This is a genomic window from Paenibacillus albicereus (assembly GCF_012676905.1).
In the GTDB taxonomy this organism is placed as follows: Bacteria; Bacillota; Bacilli; order Paenibacillales; family Paenibacillaceae; genus Paenibacillus_O; species Paenibacillus_O albicereus.
Window position 1 is genome coordinate 1,180,829 of record NZ_CP051428.1, and the last position, 17,715, is coordinate 1,198,543.

The following is a 17,715-nucleotide window of genomic DNA, read 5'->3' on the forward strand; positions in this document are numbered from 1 at the left end:
CCGCGCCGAAACGCGCGCAGGACGGCCGGAAGCGGCGGACATCCGCCTATCGGAAGGAGCTGGAATAGAGACATGTTCATGCTGGACGAAATCGTCGCTCATAAGCGCATCGAGCTGGAACGCAAGAAAAAAGAGGCGAGCGCCGCCCGGCTGCGGGACAAGCTGGCGCAGGCGAGGGCGCCGCGGGATTTCCGGGGGGCGCTGAAGGCGCCGGGCATCTCGCTGATCGCCGAGATCAAGCGCAAGTCGCCGTCGAAGGGGGAATTCCGCGCGGAGTTCAAGCCGGAGGAGCTGGCGCTGGCGTATGAGGCTGGCGGCGCCAGGGCGATCTCGGTGCTGGCGGACGAGGCGTTTTTCGGCAACGGGGCGTCGGTCGTGGAGCAGGTGGCCAATCTCGGCGGGCTGTCGCTGCCGGTCATGTACAAGGACTTCATCGTGGACGAGTACCAAATTCTCGAGGCCCGCGCGGTCGGCGCGGACGCGGCGCTCGTCATCGTGCGCTCGGTGCCGGACGACAAGCAGCTGGCCGAGCTGCTCGCGCTGGCGGGAGAGCTCGGCATGGGCGTCATCGCGGAATGCTTCACGCCGGCCGACGCCGAGCGGGCGCTCGGAGCGGGGGCGGGAATCATCGGCATCAACAACCGCGACCTGCAGACGTTCGAGGTGGACATCCGGCGGGCCGGCCAGATCCGGGCGCTGCTCGGAGGGGACATCGTCACGGTAAGCGAAAGCGGCATGCACTCCCGCTCTGATGCGCTGCAGGCGCAAAGCGAGGGATTCGACGCGATGCTCGTCGGCGAGGCGATCCTGAGCGCCGCCGACCCGGGCGCGGCGGTACGACGGTTCGTCGGACGAGAGGCGGAAGGAACGGCGGCCGGAGAGGCTGCGGCAGGAAAGGAAGGGGTGCCTGGATGAACGAGTTCTACGGTCCGTTCGGCGGGGCGTTCGTGGCGGAGACGCTGATCCGCAATCTGGAGGAGCTGAAGCGGGAGTATGCGGCCGTCCGCGGGGACGAGGCGTTCCTCGCGCAGGTCGACCGCCTGCTCAAGGAGTTCGTCGGCCGGCCGACGCCGATCACGCCGCTGGAGCGGCTGAGCGGAGAGCAGGGCGGAGCGAGCGTGTACCTCAAGCGCGAGGACCTGACCCATACGGGGGCGCACAAGATCAACAACGCGCTGGCGCAGGCGCTGCTGGCCAAGCGCATGGGCAAGAAGCGCATCGTCGCGGAGACGGGAGCGGGACAGCATGGCGTCGCCGTCGCGACCGCCTGCTGCAAGCTCGGCCTCGAGTGCGTCGTCTACATGGGCGCGGTCGACGCGGCCCGGCAGGCGCCGAACGTGCAGCGCATGAAGCTGCTCGGAGCCGACCTGCGGCTCGTCACGCTCGGACAGCAGACGCTCAAGGACGCGATCAGCGAAGCGATCCGCGACTGGATCGCGAACGTCGACACGACGCACTACCTGCTCGGGTCGGCGGTCGGTCCGCAGCCTTTTCCCGAGATCGTGCGCGATTTTCAGTCCGTCATCGGACGGGAAGCCCGCGAGCAGCTGCTGCGGGCGGAGGGTCGGCTGCCGGACGCGGTCGTCGCCTGCGTCGGCGGCGGCAGCAACGCGATCGGCATCTTCAGCGGCTTCCTGGACGATCCCGAGGTGCGCCTGATCGGCGTGCAGGCGGCGGGCGAGGGGCTGGAGTCGGGCAAGCACGCGGCTCCGCTCGTCCAAGGCACGCTCGGCATCATCCAGGGCAGTCTGACCTACATGCTGCAGGACGAGCACGGCGGCATCCGCGAGACGCACAGCATCGCGCCAGGCCTCGATTATCCGGGAGCCGGGCCGCAGCACAGCTACCTGAAGGACAGCGGACGCGTGGAGTACACGTCGGCGACCGACCGCGAGGCGCTGGAGGCGTTCCGCTACCTGTGCCGGACGGAGGGCATCCTGCCCGCGCTGGAGTCGTCCCATGCGGTGGCGCACGTGCTGAAGCTGGCGCCGGCGATGGAGCCGGGGCAGATCGTGCTGGTCAACCTGTCGGGACGAGGAGACAAGGATCTCAGCCAGGCCATCGAGGCGCTGGACAAGCTGGAGCTGGAGGGAGCGCGCGCATGAGCCGGATCGAAACGATGTTCAGCAGGCTGAAGGAGCGCGGCGAGAAGGCGCTCATCCCTTATCTGCCGTGCGGCTATCCCGAACGGGGCAGCACGCCGGGACTGATCCGCGCGATCGCGGATGCGGGCGCGGACATGATCGAGCTCGGCGTGCCGTACGCCGATCCGCTCGCCGACGGCCCCGCCATCCAGGAGGCGAGCCTGCAGGCCGTGCTTGGCGGCACGAGGCTGAGCGATTGCCTGGAGACGGTCGCCGGGCTGCGGCGCGAAGGGCTGGAGCTGCCGGTCGCGCTGATGGGCTACGCGAACTCCTTCCTCGCCTACGGCCTGGAGAAGCTGGCGCATGACGCGGCTCTGGCCGGCGTGGACGGCTTCATCATCCCCGATCTGCCGTCGACGATGGCCGGGCCGTGGGTCGACGTGTTCCGTCCGCAGGGGCTGGACCTGATCTTCTTCATCGCGCCGACGACGACGCCGGAGCGGGCGCAGGCGGTCGTCGAGCAGGGCAGCGGCTTCCTCTATTGCATCTCGGTCGCCGGCGTCACCGGCGAGCGGGAGCGGATGCCGGTGGAGCTGGAAGGCTTCCTGAACGAGGTCCGCCGCCGCACGGATCTGCCGCTCGCCGTCGGCTTCGGCATCTCCCATGCCGGCCACGTGGAGGAGGTCAGCGGCTACGCCGACGGCGCGATCGTCGGCAGCGCGCTCGTCAACCTGATCCGCCGCACGCCGGCGGACCGGGTCGTGGCCGAGGTCGGCCGGTTCATCGGCGAGCTCAAGCAGGCGACCGGCAAGGCTCAGCATGTCTGAGCCGCTGCGTTCGCTGCTCGTCGGCTTCGGCCGCGCGGGCCGCGAGCTGCATCTGCCCTGCCTGCGCAAGGCGGCGGCGCTGCCGTCGCTGCGCGGTCGGCTGCAAGGCCCGGTCGGCGTGCTCGATCCGGGACTGACGGGAGCGGAGGGGACTCCGCCGGACGCGGCGCTGCTGGCGGGATGGCCGGAGGCGGTGCGCGACTACCCGCCGGAGCGGACCGTCGTGCATGTGTGCACGCCGCCGGGCCAGCATGCCGAGGCGGCGGAGCAGGCGGCGCGGCACGGCTACTCCCGGCTGATCGTCGAGAAGCCGCTGGCCGGCACGCTGGAGGACGCGGATGCGATCCTCGCGCTGCAGCGGCGCTGCGGGCTGGACCTGCTCGTCGTCGCGAACTGGCTGTCCAGCTCGCTCTACAAGACGATCCGCGAGCGGATGGACGGCGGCCGCCTCGGGCGGCTGCGGCGGATCGAGGCGTGCCAGAACAAGGCCCGCCTCTCCCGCAGCCTGCGGCAGCCGGGCCACGACAGCGCGTTCGACGTCGAGCTGCCGCATCTGGCCGCGCTGGCGCTCGCGCTCGGCGGCGAGGAGGCGCAGGTGACAGGCGCGGCGGCCGAGGACATGGTCGTCGGCGAGCGGCAGCTGCCGCTGCTCGGACGGGCCGAGCTGACGCTGAAGCATGCTGCCGGAGCCGTTTCCCGCATCCGCTCCGATCTCATGAGCCCGGTGCGCGAGCGCAGGCTCGAGCTGGAATTCGACGACGCGGCCGTGACGGGCTATTTTCCGGCCAGCGGCGACGACAGCTACTCCTGGCTGGAGGTGCGGGGCAAGGACGGCCGGATCGTCGAGCGGCTGTGGCTGGAGGACGATCCGCTGACGGCCGTGATGGAGGAGTTCTATCTCCATTACGCCGGCATCGGACCGAGTCCGCTCAGCGGCGCCGCGTTCAACCGGGCGGTCATGAAGGTTCTGGAAGAAGCCAAGGCGATTCCCGCCCGCGAGCGGGCCGATCGCCACGCGGCCGCCGCCGGCGGCTGAGCAACGAACAAGAAGCATAGACGCCAGAGAGGGGCATCGATCATGAGCATTGCCTTTTATACCGGAGCGCGCTCCTTCGAGGAGGCGTGGCCCCGGCTGTCGGAGCGGCTGGACCGGGTCATCGGCTGCGGCCAGTTCACGAACGGACCGGAGGTCGAGCAGCTGGAGCGGGCGCTGGAGCGCTACACGGGAGCGCGCCACGCGGTCGCCGTCGGCAACGCGACCGACGCGCTCATCCTGCTGCTGCAGGCGGCCGGCATCGGCCCCGGCGATGAGGTGATCGTGCCGGGCTACTCGTTCTTCGCGACGGCGTCCTGCGTCGCCCACGCGGGCGCGACGCCGGTGTTCTGCGACATCGATCCGGCCACCTACGCGATCGATCCGGCCGGGATCGAGGCCAAGATCACCGAGCGCACGCGGGCGATCATGCCGGTCCATCTGTTCACGCAGATGGCGGACATGCCGGCGATCCTCGACATCGCGCGGCGCCATGGGCTGCAGGTGCTGGAGGACAGCGCCGAGGGCATCGGCATGTTCAGCGGCGGCGTGCACGCCGGGCTGCATGGACGAGGCGGCGTGCTGTCGTTCTTCCCGACGAAGACGCTCGGCGCGATCGGCGACGCCGGCATGATCCTGACGGACGACGACGCCCTGGCGGCCTCCGCCCGCCGGCTGCGCAGCCACGGCCAGGAGGCCGGCCAGCCGTACATCCATCATGAGATCGGCTGGAACAGCCGCATGGACGACGTGCAGGCGGCGGTCATCGCCGTGCGCCTGGAGTCGCTGGCGGCGAACATCGCCCGCCGCGCCCATCTGGCCGCGCTGTACGACCGCGAGCTGGCGGCCGTGCCGCAGGTGTCGACGCCGGTCATCAAGGAAAGCACGGAAGCGGCCAACGCCGTCTATTACGTCTATCTGATCGAAGCGGACGAGCGGGACGGACTCGTGGAGCATCTGACGGCGAGGGGCATCGGCACGGAGGTGTATTATCCGCTGCCGCTGCATCTGCAGCCGGTGTTCGCGGAGCTGGGCGGACGCCCGGGGCAGCTCCCCCATGCGGAGCGGGCGGCCGGACGCGCCGTCGGCCTGCCGATGTACCCCGATCTGACCGACGAGGAGGCGAGGCTCGTCTGCCGGACCATCCAGGACTTTTACGCGGAGGTGAAGTCATGATGAACGTGCCGTTCTTCAACTACAGCGCCCGGTTCGCGCCGGACAAGGACGTCATCAAGGAGCTGGTGTACCGCTCGGGAACGACGGACCAGTTCATCCTCAAGGAAGACGTGCGGCGGCTGGAGGAGGCGATCTGCGCCTATACCGGGGCGGCCCACGCGGTCGCGGCGGCGAACGGCACGTCGGCGCTCGTCCTGCTGCTGCGGACGATGGGCGCAGGGCCCGGCGTCGACGTGCTGACGCCGGCGTTCTCGTTCATCTCCACGGCGAGCGCGATCCGGCTGCTCGGGGCGAACCCGGTGTTCGTCGACGCCGATCCGCGCACCGGCATGATGGATCCGGCCGATCTGGAGCGGCGCATCACGCCGCAGAGCCGGATCGTCATCCCGACGCATCTGTTCTCCGTCATGGCCGACATGAAGGCGATCCGCGCCGTCGCCCGCGAGCACGGGCTGCTCGTGCTGGAGGACAGCGCGGTCGCGCTCGGCGCGTCCCAGGACGGCGTGCCGGCGGGGCGCCACGGCGACGCGGGACTGTACTCCTTTTTCCCGGCCAAGCCGCTCGGCGGCATCGGCGACGGCGCCGTCATCGTGACCGACGACGAGGAGCTCGCCCGCGGCTGCCGCATGCTGCGCAACCACGGGCAGGACGGCGTCACCCGCTTCCTCCATCATCAGCTCGGCTACAACAGCCGCATGGACGAGGTGCTGGCCGGCTATCTGCTGCACAAGCTCGGCCGCATCGACCGGCTGCTGGATCGCCGCCGCGATCTGGCGGCCCGCTATCACGAGGCGTTCGCCGGACTCGACGTGCGGCTCGCCGTAACGGTCGACGACCACGAGAGCCGCATGTACTATACCTATGTCGTGCAGGCCGAGCGGCGCGACGAGCTGCGCGCGGAGCTGGAGGAGGCCGGCGTGGAGACGCAGGTGTACTATCCGGCGGCGCTGCCGCTGCAGCCGGCGTTCGCGGACCTCGGCGCGCGTCCGGGCGACTATCCCGGAGCCGAGCGGTTCGCGAGCCGCTCGCTGGCGCTGCCGCTCTATCCCGAGATGCCGGACGGCGACGTCGATGAGGTCATCCGCGCGGTCGTGTCGTTCCTGGCCAAGGAGCCCCAGCATGCTTGAGCGGGGGGGCATCGCCCTGTCGGGCATCGGAGACGAGGCGTCGGCCTCGCTGGAGGAGCAGGCGCGGGTCCACGCGGAGCTCGGCTGGACGGAGCTGGAGCTGCGCTCGGCGGAGGGGGCCGCGTTCGCCGACTGGGACGACGCCCTGACCGGCAAGGCCCGGCGGCTGCTGCTGGGCGCGGGGCTGAAGGCGTCGATCGCCGACTCGCGCATCGGCAACTGGGAGCGGCCGATTACCTATCCGTTCGAGCGGGAGCTGGAGGAGCTGGAGCGCTGCGCCGAGCGGCTGCTGCGGCTCGGCGGTCGCGGCCTGCGGGTCATGTCCTGGCCGAACGACGGCTGGAGCGAGACCGACTGGGAACAAAGCGTGCTGGAGCGGATGGACCGGCTCGCCGAGCGGGCCGGCCGCTGCGGCGTCACGCTGCTGCATGAGAACTGCGCCGGCTGGGCCGGCAGCGACCCCGAGCGGGCGCTGCGGCTCGTCGGGACCGTGAACCGCCCGTCGCTGCGCCTGCTGATGGATACCGGCAACGGCATCGCCTACCGCTATTCGGCGCCGGACTACCTGCGCCGGGCGCTGCCTTACGTCGAGCATGTGCATGTCAAGGACGGGCGGCTGCAGGACGGCAAGGCGGTGTACACGCCGCCCGGGCGCGGCGACGCCGGCGTCGCCGAGTGCCTCGGCCTGCTGCTGGACGCCGGCTACGCAGGCCTGCTCGCGATCGAGCCGCATCTGCATGTCGTGCCGCATCTGGGCGAGCGCGGCGGCGGCGCGGGACAGCTGGAGGCATACGCGGCGTACGGCCGCGAGCTGGAGCGGCTGCTCGCCGAGGTCCGGGCGGACGCCCGCGCCGAAACGGCCGCCGCCGAAGCGGCCGCCGCCGGGGAGGCGGGAGCGTGAGCAAGGCGAGGCTGTTCACGGATGAGCATGCCGAGCTGCTGCTCGCGCTGCTGCGGCTCGACACCGTGTCGCCGCTCGAGTCCGACGCTCCCGGGCGGCTACCGGAGGCGCAGCGGGCGTACGCCGCGTTCGCGGCAAGGCGGACCGGGGCGGAGCAGGCGCTGCTCGAGCCGGCTCCGCCCGAGTCGCTGCGGCGGGAGGGCGTGCCGCTGAGCGTGCTGCGGCGGGCGGAGCGGACGGGCGAGCAGGCGTTCCTCGCCGCCCAGCCGAACCTGCTGCTGCGCATCGGCGGGCAGCGGCCGCGCGAAGAGACGATCCTGTTCAACTTCCACATGGATACGGTCGCGGACGGCGGGCAGGAGATCGGCTTCGACGGCATCCGCTTCTACGGCCGCGGCAGCGCCGACATGAAGGGCGCCGGAGTCGCGCTGCTGGCCGGCATCGAGGCGGCGCTCGCGGAGGCGCCGGAGCTGGCGGAGCACTGCTCGGTGCTCGTGCAGAGCGTCAGCGGCGAGGAGGGCGGCGCGATGGGCGTCTACGGCACGCGGGAGCTGGCCGAGCTCGGGCATGTCGGAGCGCTGAACGTGTTCGCCGAGCCGTCGGGCGGGGTCTGGTTCGACCGCTCGACGACGTCGATGACGGCGCGGCTCGAGATGTTCGGAGAGGACGCGACCGACGACGCCCCGCAAGCCGGGCACAACGCGACGCTGCTGCTCGGGCAGGTCGGCGGGGCTCTGCTGCGAGGCCTGTCGGAGCCGGCGCGCGAGCTCGGCGGCAAGGTGTGCCTGGCCGGCCTGCATACGGGCGGGATGCACAACAAGGTCTACGGCACCGGCTCGCTGCTGCTGAACGTCGCGTACCCGTCGGCCCATGCGGGCGAAAAGCTGCGCTTGCTGACGGAGCGGTGCGCGCGCGACGCGCTGCTGCGCTTCGCGGACGAGTGGGCGGACGTGCCGGAGGCGCGCCGCACGGCGCGCGACGCCTCGCGGCTCTGCCGGCTGAGCTGGGAGAAGAGCGGACTGCCGGTGCTGGACAACCGCCATCCGTCCTGGGAGCGGCTGCTGGCCGGCCTCGGCTGGGCGCGCAATCCGGACGACCGTCCGGAACGCGCCTTCACCTGCGACGCGATGTGGACGATGGCCAAGGGCTGCTATACGGTCGTTTACGGACCGGGCAGCCTGGAGGGGAACGGCGCGCATACGGCCCGCGAGAGCATGGAGCTTGCGGAGCTGGAGCGGTACGCCGGCCAGATCAAGGAGCTGCTGCTCGCGTTCGCCCGTACGGCGCGCAAGAAGCGGCAGCCGGAGAGGACGGGAAGCGCATGACAAGCGTTACAATCGTGCCTGCGCAGGAGCTGCGGCGGTTCGCGGAGGAGGCGTTCCGGGCCTGCGGGGCTCCGGAGGCGACGGCCCGGACGGCCGCCGAGGTGCTCTGCTACGCCGACGAGAACGGCTTCGACACGCATGGCGTCGCCAATCTCGAGCGCATCTACGTCGCGCGGATGCTGGACGGCCGCATCGACCCGCAGGCGGAGTTCGAGCTGACGGCGGAGACGGCCTCGATCGCGGCGCTGGACGCCCGCGGCGGGCTCGGCCTGGCGGTCGGAGCGCGGGCGATGGAGCTGGCGATCGACAAGGCGGCGCAGACCGGCATCGGCTGCGTCGCGGTGCGGCGGTCGTCGCATTTCGGCAGCGCGGGCTACTACACGCAGCAGGCGGTGCGCCGGGGCATGATCGGCATCGCGATGACGAACCTCGGCTCGCAGGCAATCGCCCGGCCTCCGGGCGGCTCGGCGGCGATGCTGGGCACGAACCCGATCGCCATGGGCGCGCCGGGAGAAGGACATCCGCCGTTCCAGCTCGACATGAGCACGACGGTCGTCGCCACCGGCAAGATCAAGGCGGCGCTGCGCCGGGGCGAGCCGATCCCGGAGGGCTGGCTCGTCGACGGCGAGGGACGGCCGGTCACCGATCCGGCCGCCTACGAGGAAGGATGGGGCCATCTGCAGATGCTCGGCGGCGATCTGTCGACCGGCGGCGCCAAGGGCTTCGGCCTCGCGCTCCTGGTGGACATCCTCTGCGGGGCGCTGTCCGGAGCGGAGATGGGGCCGCATGAGCGGCTGCTCTCGCCGGAGGGCCGGGCGGCCGGCGCGGAGGACGTAGGCGTCGGGCATTTCTTCCTGGCGATCGATCCGGCGCGCTTCCGCCCGGACGGAGGCTTCGAGCGCGACATGGGCGGCATGCTCGGTGCGCTGCTCGCTTGCCCGCCGGCTCGCGAGGGCGGCAGGGTCGTCTATCCGGGCTATCTGGAGGCGGCTCGGGCAAGGCGGGAGCAGGTGGAGCTGGACGAGACGCTCGCGGCGCAGCTGTTCGAGCTGGCCGGGCGGCTCGGACTGGCCCCGCTGCGCGAGCGGGCGGGGGCCGAACGCGCCTGACCGGAGGGCGGAGAAGCGGACAACACTCATAATCAACGGCTCGGCATATGAAGGAGGCAATCGGCAATGGCACGGAAAGTCGGATTGATCGGAATGGGCGTCATCTCTAAATTCTATGTGCACGCGATGAAGAATGAAGCGGGCCTGCCGCAGCTGGCGGCCGTCTGCGATCTCCATCCCGAGCGCATCGCCGCTTTTCAGGAGGAAGGGCTGCATGCCTATACGGACTACCGCGAGCTGCTGCGCCAGCAGAATCTCGACGCGGTCATCGTCAACGTCCCGAACGACAAGCATTACGAAATCTGCCGCGAGGCGATGCTGGCGGGCAAGCATGTGTGCTGCGAGAAGCCGATGACGCTGACGCTGCAGGAAGCCGCGGAGCTCGCCGCCTGGTCGCGCAGCACGGGCAAGACGATGTTCACCGCGTTCCACCGCCGCTACAACGTGCATTTCCAGCAGGCGCTGGAGCGCCTCTCGACCCGCGACCAGATCGCCTCGGTCGAGGCGTGCTACCTGGAGAAGATCGAGGAGCATGCCGGGGAGGACCGCTGGTACCTCGATCCGGCGCGCTGCGGCGGAGGCTGCATCGCCGACAACGGCCCGAACGTGTACGATACGCTCGCCTACTTCCTCGGCCGGCTGGACGTCGTCTCGGCGGACATCTCCTGGACCGGCAAGGCCGATACCGAGGCGCGCGTGGAGCTCGTGTCCGAGACGGGCGTTCCGGTAACGGTGCATCTGGACTGGGCATACCCTCACGGCGAGAAGAAGGAAGTGCTCATCCGGCTGAAGGACGGCACGGAGCTGCGCGTCGACATGCTGGCGGGCTTCGAGGCGTTCAAGTCGTCGCTGTTCCACGAGTACGCGGAAATCCTGCGCGACTTCGACGCCAAGATCGAGGCGGGCGGCTGCCACGGGGAGGACGGGCTGGACGCGGTGCGGCTCGTGCGCGACACGTACTTGGCGGAGACGGTCCGCTCGTGAAGCTCGCCGACAAGCGGGTCGTGCGCGGCCGCTTCGTGAAGCTGCTGCATCACAAGCGCACGGACCGCGGCATGCGGCTGATGGAGGAGCGCACCCGCTGCATCCGGCAGGGCGACATCCATGAGCTGGTCACGACGACGCAGGCGTCGGCTGTTGCCGGCGATGCGATCGATCGCGTCGGCTTCCTCGGCTTCGCCGAATTCGAGGCCGGCGGCGTCGTCCAGCGCGGGGATCGCGTCGTTGCCGGAGGACGGGTGCTCGGCGAGGTGCTCGGCTTCGACGAGTGTCATTTTCCGAACCATTACAACATCCTGATCGCAGCCGCGGAGCTGCTGGCGTCAGGCGATGTCGGGCTGGAGGTCGAGCAGGCGGTACGATTCGAGCCGGGAGAAGAGATCGGCGATTGAAGGAGGAGAACCCCATATGGAGCTGCTTTCGAAGCTGGAGAGCCGGCAGGCGCGGATCGGCGTCGTCGGCATGGGATATGTCGGGCTGCCGCTGGCGCTTGAGTTCGCCGGGGCGGGCTTCGCGGTGACGGGCATTGACCTGTCCGAGGACAAGGTCGCCCGCTTGAGGCGAGGAGAGTGCTACATTCCCGACGTCCAGGAAAAGATGACGGCGGCGGCGCTGGCCCGCTTCGAGGCGACGACGGACTTTGCCGCGATCGCCGGCCTCGACGCGGTCTGCATCTGCGTGCCGACGCCGCTGACGCGCAATCAGGAGCCCGATCTGAGCTGCATCACGTCGGCGGTCGAGCAGCTCGGCGCCTATCTGAAGCCGGGGGCGCTCGTCGTGCTCGAGAGCACGACGTATCCCGGCACGACGGACGAGCTCGTCGCCTCGGCGCTCGCGCCGGACGGGCGGCAGGCGGGCCGGGACTATTTCCTGTGCTACTCGCCCGAGCGGGTCGATCCCGGCAACAAGACGTACCGCATCCGCAACACGCCCAAAGTCGTCGGCGGCAGCACGCCGCGCTGCCTGGAGCTCGGCGTCAAGCTGTACGAGTCGATCGTCGAGCGCGTCGTGCCGGTCAGCTCGACGCGCGCGGCCGAGATGTCCAAGCTGCTTGAGAATACGTTCCGCAGCGTCAATATCGCCTTCATTAACGAGATCGCCCAGCTGTGCGACCGCATCGAGGTCAACGTCTGGGAGGTCATCCAGGCGGCGGCGACAAAGCCGTTCGGCTTCATGCCGTTCTACCCCGGTCCCGGCATCGGCGGCCACTGCATTCCGCTCGACCCGATGTATCTGTCGTGGAAGGCCAAGGGCGAGAACTTCTTCAGCCGCTTCATCGAGCTGTCGCAGGACCTCAACCGCAACATGCCGCGGTACGTCGTGCAGAAGACGGCCGATCTGCTCAACCGCTCCGGCAAGAGCGTCAAGAATTCGAGCATCCTGCTGCTCGGCATGGCCTACAAGCCGGATGTCGGCGACTGGCGCGAGTCGCCGAGCCTGGAAATCTACGATCTGCTGCATGAAAAAGGAGCGCGGCTCACCGTGCACGACCCGCACTGCGCCGGCGTGCGCACGGAGAAGGGGCATCGGCCGGAGCAGGCGGCGGAGCTCGACCCGCACCGTCTCGCCTCCTACGACTGCATCCTGCTGCTGACCGCGCACTCGGCGTTCGACCTGGGGGAGATCGCCCGCTCCGGCGTGCCCGTGCTCGACACGCGCAACGCCTTCGCCGGCTACGACGCCGCCTCCATCGTGAGGATCGGCGACGCCATGCCGGGACCGGACGAGCGCGAGCGCGCGCTCGCCATCGTCTGACTTCACGCATCCACCGCAGAAAGGGAGATCCTCATGTTCACAGCCATCCATGTCGCTGAACAAGTCCGGCGCGAGCTGGGCGAGGTCGAGGTGTACGGGCGCGAGATCGGCCTGGACGAAAGGGCGGCCGCCGCGCCGCCCGACACCGCCGCCTGGAACGAAATCCATGCCCGCTGGCGCGGCCGCAGCAAGGCGGACGTCGCGGACGATCCGCGCATCCGCGCCTACAGCGAGTTCTACCGCAGCATCGGGCTTGATCCGAAAAAAACGCCGCCGTCGGTGCAGAACCTGCTGCAGCGGTTCTTCATCAAGGACGAGCTGGCGCGGCTGCCGCTGATCCATCCGGCCGTCGACGCGGTCAACCTGGCCGCGCTCGAGCACCGGATTCCGCTCGGCGCGTTCGACTCCGGCGCGGTCGTCGGCAGCCTGCGGCTCGACTTCACGCAGGGGGGCGAGCCGTTCCAGGGACTCGGCGAGCCGGAGGCGGCCGAGCTGCCTGCCGGCGTGCTCGTGCTCGCCGACGGCGAGAAGGTGCTCTCGCGCTTCTGCTACCGCGACGGCGAGGCGCAAAAGGTGACGGCGGCGACGCGCTCCGTCTGGCTGCTCGGCTGCCAGGTGCCGGGCATCCCGCGCGCCGAGGTGGAGGCCGCGCTCGACGCGGCCGCCGCCCGTCTGGAGCGGACCGGCGTTCGGACGGCCGGATGAGCGGCCGTCTCGGCTCTCCCCTCGCCCGCGCCGGCGGCTTGATCCGGCGCTATGACTCGGCGCTCTGGATCCGCATCTGCGGCAACGCCGTCACGGCGACGACGACGTTCCTGATCCGCCCGTTCCTGGCGCTCTACCTGTACGAGCAGTCGGGCGGCTCGCTGCTGCTCGCGATGCTCGTCATCGGCCTGCAGCCGTTCGCCTCGATGGTGACCAGCTTCGTCGGAGGCGGGCTGAGCGACCGGCTCGGCCGCCGCCCGGTCATGATCGGCGCGCTGCTGCTGCAGGCGGCGTGCATGGGCGCGTACGCCTTCGCCGAGCAGGTGTGGACATTCGCGGCCATCACCGCCGTCATGGGCGTCGGCTCGGCGCTGTTCAACCCGGCCGCCAACGCGATGGTCGCGGACGTCGTCCCTGGCGAGCGGCAGCGCGAGGTGTTCGCGCTGCTGCACACCGCCTCCAACGTCGGCGCCGCCTTCGGCCCGGCGGTCGGGCTGCTGCTGCTGCGCGCCGGGGAGAACGTCGTGTTCGCCGCCGGAGCGGCGCTGCTGCTCGCGTACCTCTTCCTCGTGCTGTCCAAGGTGCCGGAAACGAGGCCGGGCTCGGCCCGGAGGCAGGCGGGCGCGGTCGCCCGAGGAGCGGACGCGGAGCAGCAGGGCGCGTCGCCCGGAGCCGCCGATGGGGCCGATGCGGCCGAGGGCAGGACGCCGGCCGTGCCGGAAGCCGCCGATGCGGCCGATGCGGCCCGGGGCAGGACGCTGTCCGCGCCGGATGCCGCCGCGCGCCGCCGGGCGCTGCTCGGCATGACATCGCTGGCGATGCCGATCGGCCTCGTCTTCGCGCTCGTCATCTCGATCCTGCCGTTCCACTTCGGCGAGTCGTTCGCCCGTCCCGAGGACGTGCTCGCCTCGCTGATGACGTTCAACGGCATCCTCGTCATCTCGCTGCAGCTGTGGATCATCGCGCGCACGAAGCGGATGTCCGCCTCCTTCGCGGCGGCCGTCTCCTACGGCATGTTCGCCGCCGTGTCGGTCGGCTACGCATTTTCGACCGTCCTGCTGCTGCTGTTCGTCGTCGAGCTGGTGTTCTCCGTGGCGGAGATGCTGATCGGGCCGCATCTGCAGAACACGGTCGCCGAGCTCGCTCCGGAGCAGGAGCGCGGCTATTACTTCGCCATCTTCGGCCTGCACATGCACGTTCCGCTCGCGATCGGCCCGGTGCTCGGCGGCCTGCTCTACTCCGCGACGGACGGCGCCGTGCTGTTCTCGGCGCTCGGCGCGCTGTTCGTCGCCTGCGGCATCCTGCAGGCGCTGCTCATCCGCCGCATCCGCAGCGGCGGCCTGGGCGCCGCGCGCCGCGCCGGCTCCGCCGCCATCGACGCCTCGGCCTGAAGCCGGGGCGGCTTTCCGTTTGACCGCAAGCGCAGAACATCCCCAAGAGGGCATAAGGAGGAGCATTATGACCACATCCCGGAAAATCGCCGTCATCCACCGCTTCGGCGACGTTGTGCTCGGCGGCTTCGTCGACTACTCCCGCGTCATCGACCACTCCCGCGACCAGGTCGTCTATTTCGTCAACGCGCGGGGACGCAAGGACATCGCCGCCGTCGAGCCGCTGGCGGCCGAAGTGCACGAGCTGGCCGAGCTGGAGGCGTTCGAGCCGCTGCGCGCCGCGTTCGAGGGCGCTTCCGAGCGGCTGGGCGGCTTCGACCTGCTGCTCGCGCTGTCGGAGTTCGACCTGAGCCATGCGGCGCGGCTGCGCTCCGAGCTCGGCATTCCCGGCGTCGGCTTGGACCGCATCTCCCTGTACCGGGACAAGATCGTCATGAAGGAGCGGCTGCGGCGGGACGGCATCCGCGTGCCTCGCTTCCTCGATGGAGCGGAGGAGGACGCGGCGGTCGCGTTCGCCCGCGAGACCGGCTATCCGGTCATCGTCAAGCCGCGCCGGGGCGCGGCGAGCCAGGGCGTGCGGAAGGCGGAGGACGAGCGGCAGCTGCGCGAGGCGCTGCGCGCCGTGCATGAGGCGGGCACGGCCGGGGACTGCCAGGTGGAGGAGTTCGTCGCCGGCCCGATCTTCCATATCGACGGACTGGTCAAGGACGGCGAGCTGGCGTTCTACGCGCCGTCGCAGTATGTCGGAGGCTGCCTCGGCTTCGCCGAGGGGCGGCCGAACGGATCGTTCATCGTCACCGACCGGCAGGAGCTGCGGGACCGCCTGCAGCGCTTCACGGAGGAGGTGCTGCGCTCGCTGGAGCTGAGCGACGGCTGCTTCCATCTGGAGGTGATCGACCGGGACGGCCGCGAGGCGGTGTTCCTGGAGATCGGCGCGCGCATGGGCGGGGCGGAGACGCCTTTCCTGACCGTCGATCTGTACGGCGTCAACCTGTGCGAGGAGTGGATGCGCATCGAGCTGGGCACATTCGAGCCGCTGCAGGCTCCGCAGGAGGGCGTGCACGGCGGGCTGATCCAGTTCCCCGAGCCTCCCGGCACTCCGGCCGAGGTCGTCTCGGTCTCCTCGCTGCTCGGCGTCGTACCGGAAATCTATGACGAGTGGACGCCCAAGCCGGGCGAGATTCTCGACGGCAAGGGCTCCTACTACCATATCAGCGGGCGCTACCGGCTGCGCGGCGAGAGCGAGGCGGCGGTCGAGAAGGCGATCCTTCGGGCGATGGGGCTGTTCCGCATCGAAGCGCGGCCGCTGGCGGCCGTGGAGGGCTAGGACGGATGGAGCAGACGAGGAAGAAGCTGCTCGTCGTGGCCGATCTCGGCGGCTCGCCGCCCGATCTCCGGACGCTCGCGGAGCTGGCGGACGTCTACGTGTACATCCCGCGCCCGAGCGCTGTTACGGCCCGCTACATGGAGGACGTCGGGCGCTACGCGCACGGCGTGCTCAAGGAGCGTACCGCCTGCCCTCCCGGCGGCTACGAGCATCCGGCCAGCGTCACGTTCACCGGAGCGCGTCCGTACACGCTGACGGAGGAGCAGCTGGCGGACCGGATCGCCGAGGCCGCCGTGCTGTTCGGCGCGGACGGCATCCTGTTCGGCGGCGCGGAAAATATCGTGCTGTCCGTCGCCAAGGCGGCGGAGCGGCTCGGCCTGCGCTCGGCCGGCGTGCACGGCGCCGTGCAGGCGCGCGGCAAGCTGGAGATGCGCCAGGCGTTCCGCGCCGGCGGAGCGCCCGGCCCGGACTTCCGGCCGATCTACGGCGAGCGCGATCTGGCCGCGGCCGCGCGGGAGCTCGGCTATCCGCTCGTGCTCAAGCCGACGTATCTCGCCTGCTCGATCGGCGTCACGCGGCTCGACGGCAGCCGCGATCCGGCGGAGGTGTTCCGCGAGGTGCAGGCCAGCCTCGGCAGCTCGGAGGAGGACCGGCTGCTGTTCGGCGGCGAGTGCCTGTTCCTCGCCGAGACGTACATGGAGGGCTGCGCCGAGGATTGGTACGGCGAGCTGGCGCCGCTGTACGGCGACTACGTCTCCGTCGAGGGCATGATGGTGGACGGCGTCTACCATCCCGTGGCGATCACGGACAAGGCGCCGCAGCACAGCGAGTTCACGGAAACGGCGCATCTCGTGCCGTCCGCGCTCGATGCCGAAGCGCAGCGGATCATCGTGGAGGCGTGCCGGCTCGCCAACGAGGCGCTCGGCCTGCGCACCTGCCCGACCCACACCGAGGTCAAGCTGCTGAAAGGCCGCCGCGTCGGCATCATCGAGACGGCCGCCCGCTTCGGCGGCTGGAACATCGTGCCGCAGCTGCGCGACGTGTACGGCATCGATATGACGCGCGCCTGGGCGCTCGCCGTGCTGTACGGCTCGGCGAACGGCCTGCCGCCGTCGGCACTGCGCGAAGCGCCGTCCGCGCGCTGCAACCTGCGCCTCTATCTGGAGGACGACGCGCGCACGCAGGTCGGCGGCGCGTACGTCTATGCGGGCTACGAGCGGGAAGGGCTGCTGCCGGACGGCGTGCGGCTCGCGGCGGAGCAGGAGCTGCCGGTCGGCAGCGTCGTGCGGCGCGTCGCCGGGCAGAACGCGATGAGCTTCGTCTCGACGCTGCAGCTCGAGGCGGAGCGGCCGCAGGCGCTTGCGGCCGCCGTGCGCCGCATCCGTTCCGCCGTGCGGCTGCGGCTGGCGGCGGCGGACGGGGCGGCCGGACTGGCCGCGGCGGAAGCGCCGGGCGAAGGGGCGGCAGCGGAAGCGTCGGCCGGCGCGGCCGGACTGGCCGCGGCGGAAACGCCGGGCGAAGGGGCGGCAGCGGAAGCGTCGGCCGGCGCGCGGCCGGCAGCCGCTGCGGAAGGCGAGCCGGAGCCCGCTCGCGACGGGCAGCCGCTGCAGGAGTCGTTCTCGTTCTGAGCGCTCCCGGCAGCGGTTCCAGTCGTCGTAAGGGCTCCTCGTAGAAGATCGGGGTGCTGACGACGAATCAGCTCGTTAGGAGGCTGGAATCGGGGTGCCGATCGAGCTAACGACGTGTGGCGAGCTTAGCCGCAAAAAAGTCAGGCAAAACGAGCTGAATGAGGGCGTTTCAGACGTGCAAGCGTCTGACGCGTCGCTAGCTTGTCATAAGCGCGACAAAAGGGCCGCTAAGCGTACCAGGAATCGTAAGCTTAGAACGGACTCAGCTCGCGGACAGCATTCCACTGCTCAAACGGACGTCCAGCAGCTAGCGTGATGCAACGCGCTG

Annotated in this window: 16 protein-coding genes; all 16 read left to right on the forward strand. The window is 70.4% G+C overall.

Annotated features, from left to right (window positions below; translation table 11 throughout):
- The first annotated feature begins 72 nt into the window (after positions 1 to 72).
- The 16 genes from trpC (at position 73) to HGI30_RS05295 (ending at position 17,387) form a co-directional block, all read left to right on the forward strand.
- Positions 73 to 915, forward strand: a complete 843-nt coding sequence (gene trpC, locus HGI30_RS05220) for an indole-3-glycerol phosphate synthase TrpC (RefSeq protein WP_168906676.1) — start codon at positions 73 to 75, stop codon at positions 913 to 915.
- Positions 912 to 2,105, forward strand: a complete 1,194-nt coding sequence (gene trpB / locus HGI30_RS05225; RefSeq protein ID WP_168906677.1) for a tryptophan synthase subunit beta — start codon at positions 912 to 914, stop codon at positions 2,103 to 2,105. The genes trpC and trpB overlap by 4 nt, the downstream gene beginning before the upstream one ends.
- Entirely contained in the window at positions 2,102 to 2,911 is an 810-nt protein-coding gene (gene trpA, locus HGI30_RS05230; protein WP_168906678.1) for a tryptophan synthase subunit alpha, read from the forward strand. The genes trpB and trpA overlap by 4 nt, the downstream gene beginning before the upstream one ends.
- Entirely contained in the window at positions 2,904 to 3,947 is a 1,044-nt protein-coding gene (locus HGI30_RS05235; protein WP_168906679.1) for a Gfo/Idh/MocA family oxidoreductase, read from the forward strand. Before trpA ends, HGI30_RS05235 begins: the two co-directional genes overlap by 8 nt.
- Before the next feature lie 42 nt (positions 3,948 to 3,989).
- Positions 3,990 to 5,120, forward strand: coding sequence for a DegT/DnrJ/EryC1/StrS family aminotransferase (locus HGI30_RS05240; RefSeq protein ID WP_168906680.1), 1,131 nt, complete (start codon positions 3,990 to 3,992; stop codon positions 5,118 to 5,120).
- Complete coding sequence (locus HGI30_RS05245) at positions 5,117 to 6,247, forward strand: DegT/DnrJ/EryC1/StrS family aminotransferase (RefSeq protein ID WP_235680329.1); 1,131 nt, start codon at positions 5,117 to 5,119, stop codon at positions 6,245 to 6,247. The genes HGI30_RS05240 and HGI30_RS05245 overlap by 4 nt, the downstream gene beginning before the upstream one ends.
- Complete coding sequence (locus HGI30_RS05250) at positions 6,240 to 7,148, forward strand: sugar phosphate isomerase/epimerase family protein (RefSeq protein WP_168906681.1); 909 nt, start codon at positions 6,240 to 6,242, stop codon at positions 7,146 to 7,148. Before HGI30_RS05245 ends, HGI30_RS05250 begins: the two co-directional genes overlap by 8 nt.
- Positions 7,145 to 8,473 carry a M20/M25/M40 family metallo-hydrolase gene (locus HGI30_RS05255; RefSeq protein ID WP_168906682.1) on the forward strand — a complete coding sequence of 443 codons (1,329 nt, stop codon included), beginning with the start codon at positions 7,145 to 7,147 and terminating at the stop codon, positions 8,471 to 8,473. Before HGI30_RS05250 ends, HGI30_RS05255 begins: the two co-directional genes overlap by 4 nt.
- Positions 8,470 to 9,582, forward strand: a complete 1,113-nt coding sequence (locus tag HGI30_RS05260; RefSeq protein ID WP_168906683.1) for an Ldh family oxidoreductase — start codon at positions 8,470 to 8,472, stop codon at positions 9,580 to 9,582. The genes HGI30_RS05255 and HGI30_RS05260 overlap by 4 nt, the downstream gene beginning before the upstream one ends.
- A gap of 66 nt (positions 9,583 to 9,648) precedes the next feature.
- The gene (locus HGI30_RS05265; protein ID WP_168906684.1) at positions 9,649 to 10,566 is read left to right on the forward strand and encodes a Gfo/Idh/MocA family protein; all 918 of its coding nucleotides are present in this window, start codon (positions 9,649 to 9,651) and stop codon (positions 10,564 to 10,566) included.
- Positions 10,563 to 10,973, forward strand: a complete 411-nt coding sequence (locus tag HGI30_RS05270; RefSeq protein ID WP_168906685.1) for a DUF6917 domain-containing protein — start codon at positions 10,563 to 10,565, stop codon at positions 10,971 to 10,973. Before HGI30_RS05265 ends, HGI30_RS05270 begins: the two co-directional genes overlap by 4 nt.
- 16 nt (positions 10,974 to 10,989) lie before the next feature.
- Complete coding sequence (locus HGI30_RS05275) at positions 10,990 to 12,336, forward strand: nucleotide sugar dehydrogenase (RefSeq protein ID WP_168906686.1); 1,347 nt, start codon at positions 10,990 to 10,992, stop codon at positions 12,334 to 12,336.
- A 33-nt stretch (positions 12,337 to 12,369) separates the two neighbouring features.
- Positions 12,370 to 13,041, forward strand: a complete 672-nt coding sequence (locus HGI30_RS05280; protein ID WP_168906687.1) for a B3/B4 domain-containing protein — start codon at positions 12,370 to 12,372, stop codon at positions 13,039 to 13,041.
- Positions 13,038 to 14,432, forward strand: a complete 1,395-nt coding sequence (locus tag HGI30_RS05285) for an MFS transporter (protein ID WP_168906688.1) — start codon at positions 13,038 to 13,040, stop codon at positions 14,430 to 14,432. Before HGI30_RS05280 ends, HGI30_RS05285 begins: the two co-directional genes overlap by 4 nt.
- Before the next feature lie 67 nt (positions 14,433 to 14,499).
- Complete coding sequence (locus HGI30_RS05290) at positions 14,500 to 15,759, forward strand: ATP-grasp domain-containing protein (protein WP_168906689.1); 1,260 nt, start codon at positions 14,500 to 14,502, stop codon at positions 15,757 to 15,759.
- A 5-nt stretch (positions 15,760 to 15,764) separates the two neighbouring features.
- Complete coding sequence (locus HGI30_RS05295) at positions 15,765 to 17,387, forward strand: ATP-grasp domain-containing protein (RefSeq protein ID WP_168906690.1); 1,623 nt, start codon at positions 15,765 to 15,767, stop codon at positions 17,385 to 17,387.
- Positions 17,388 to 17,715: the final 328 nt, after the last annotated feature.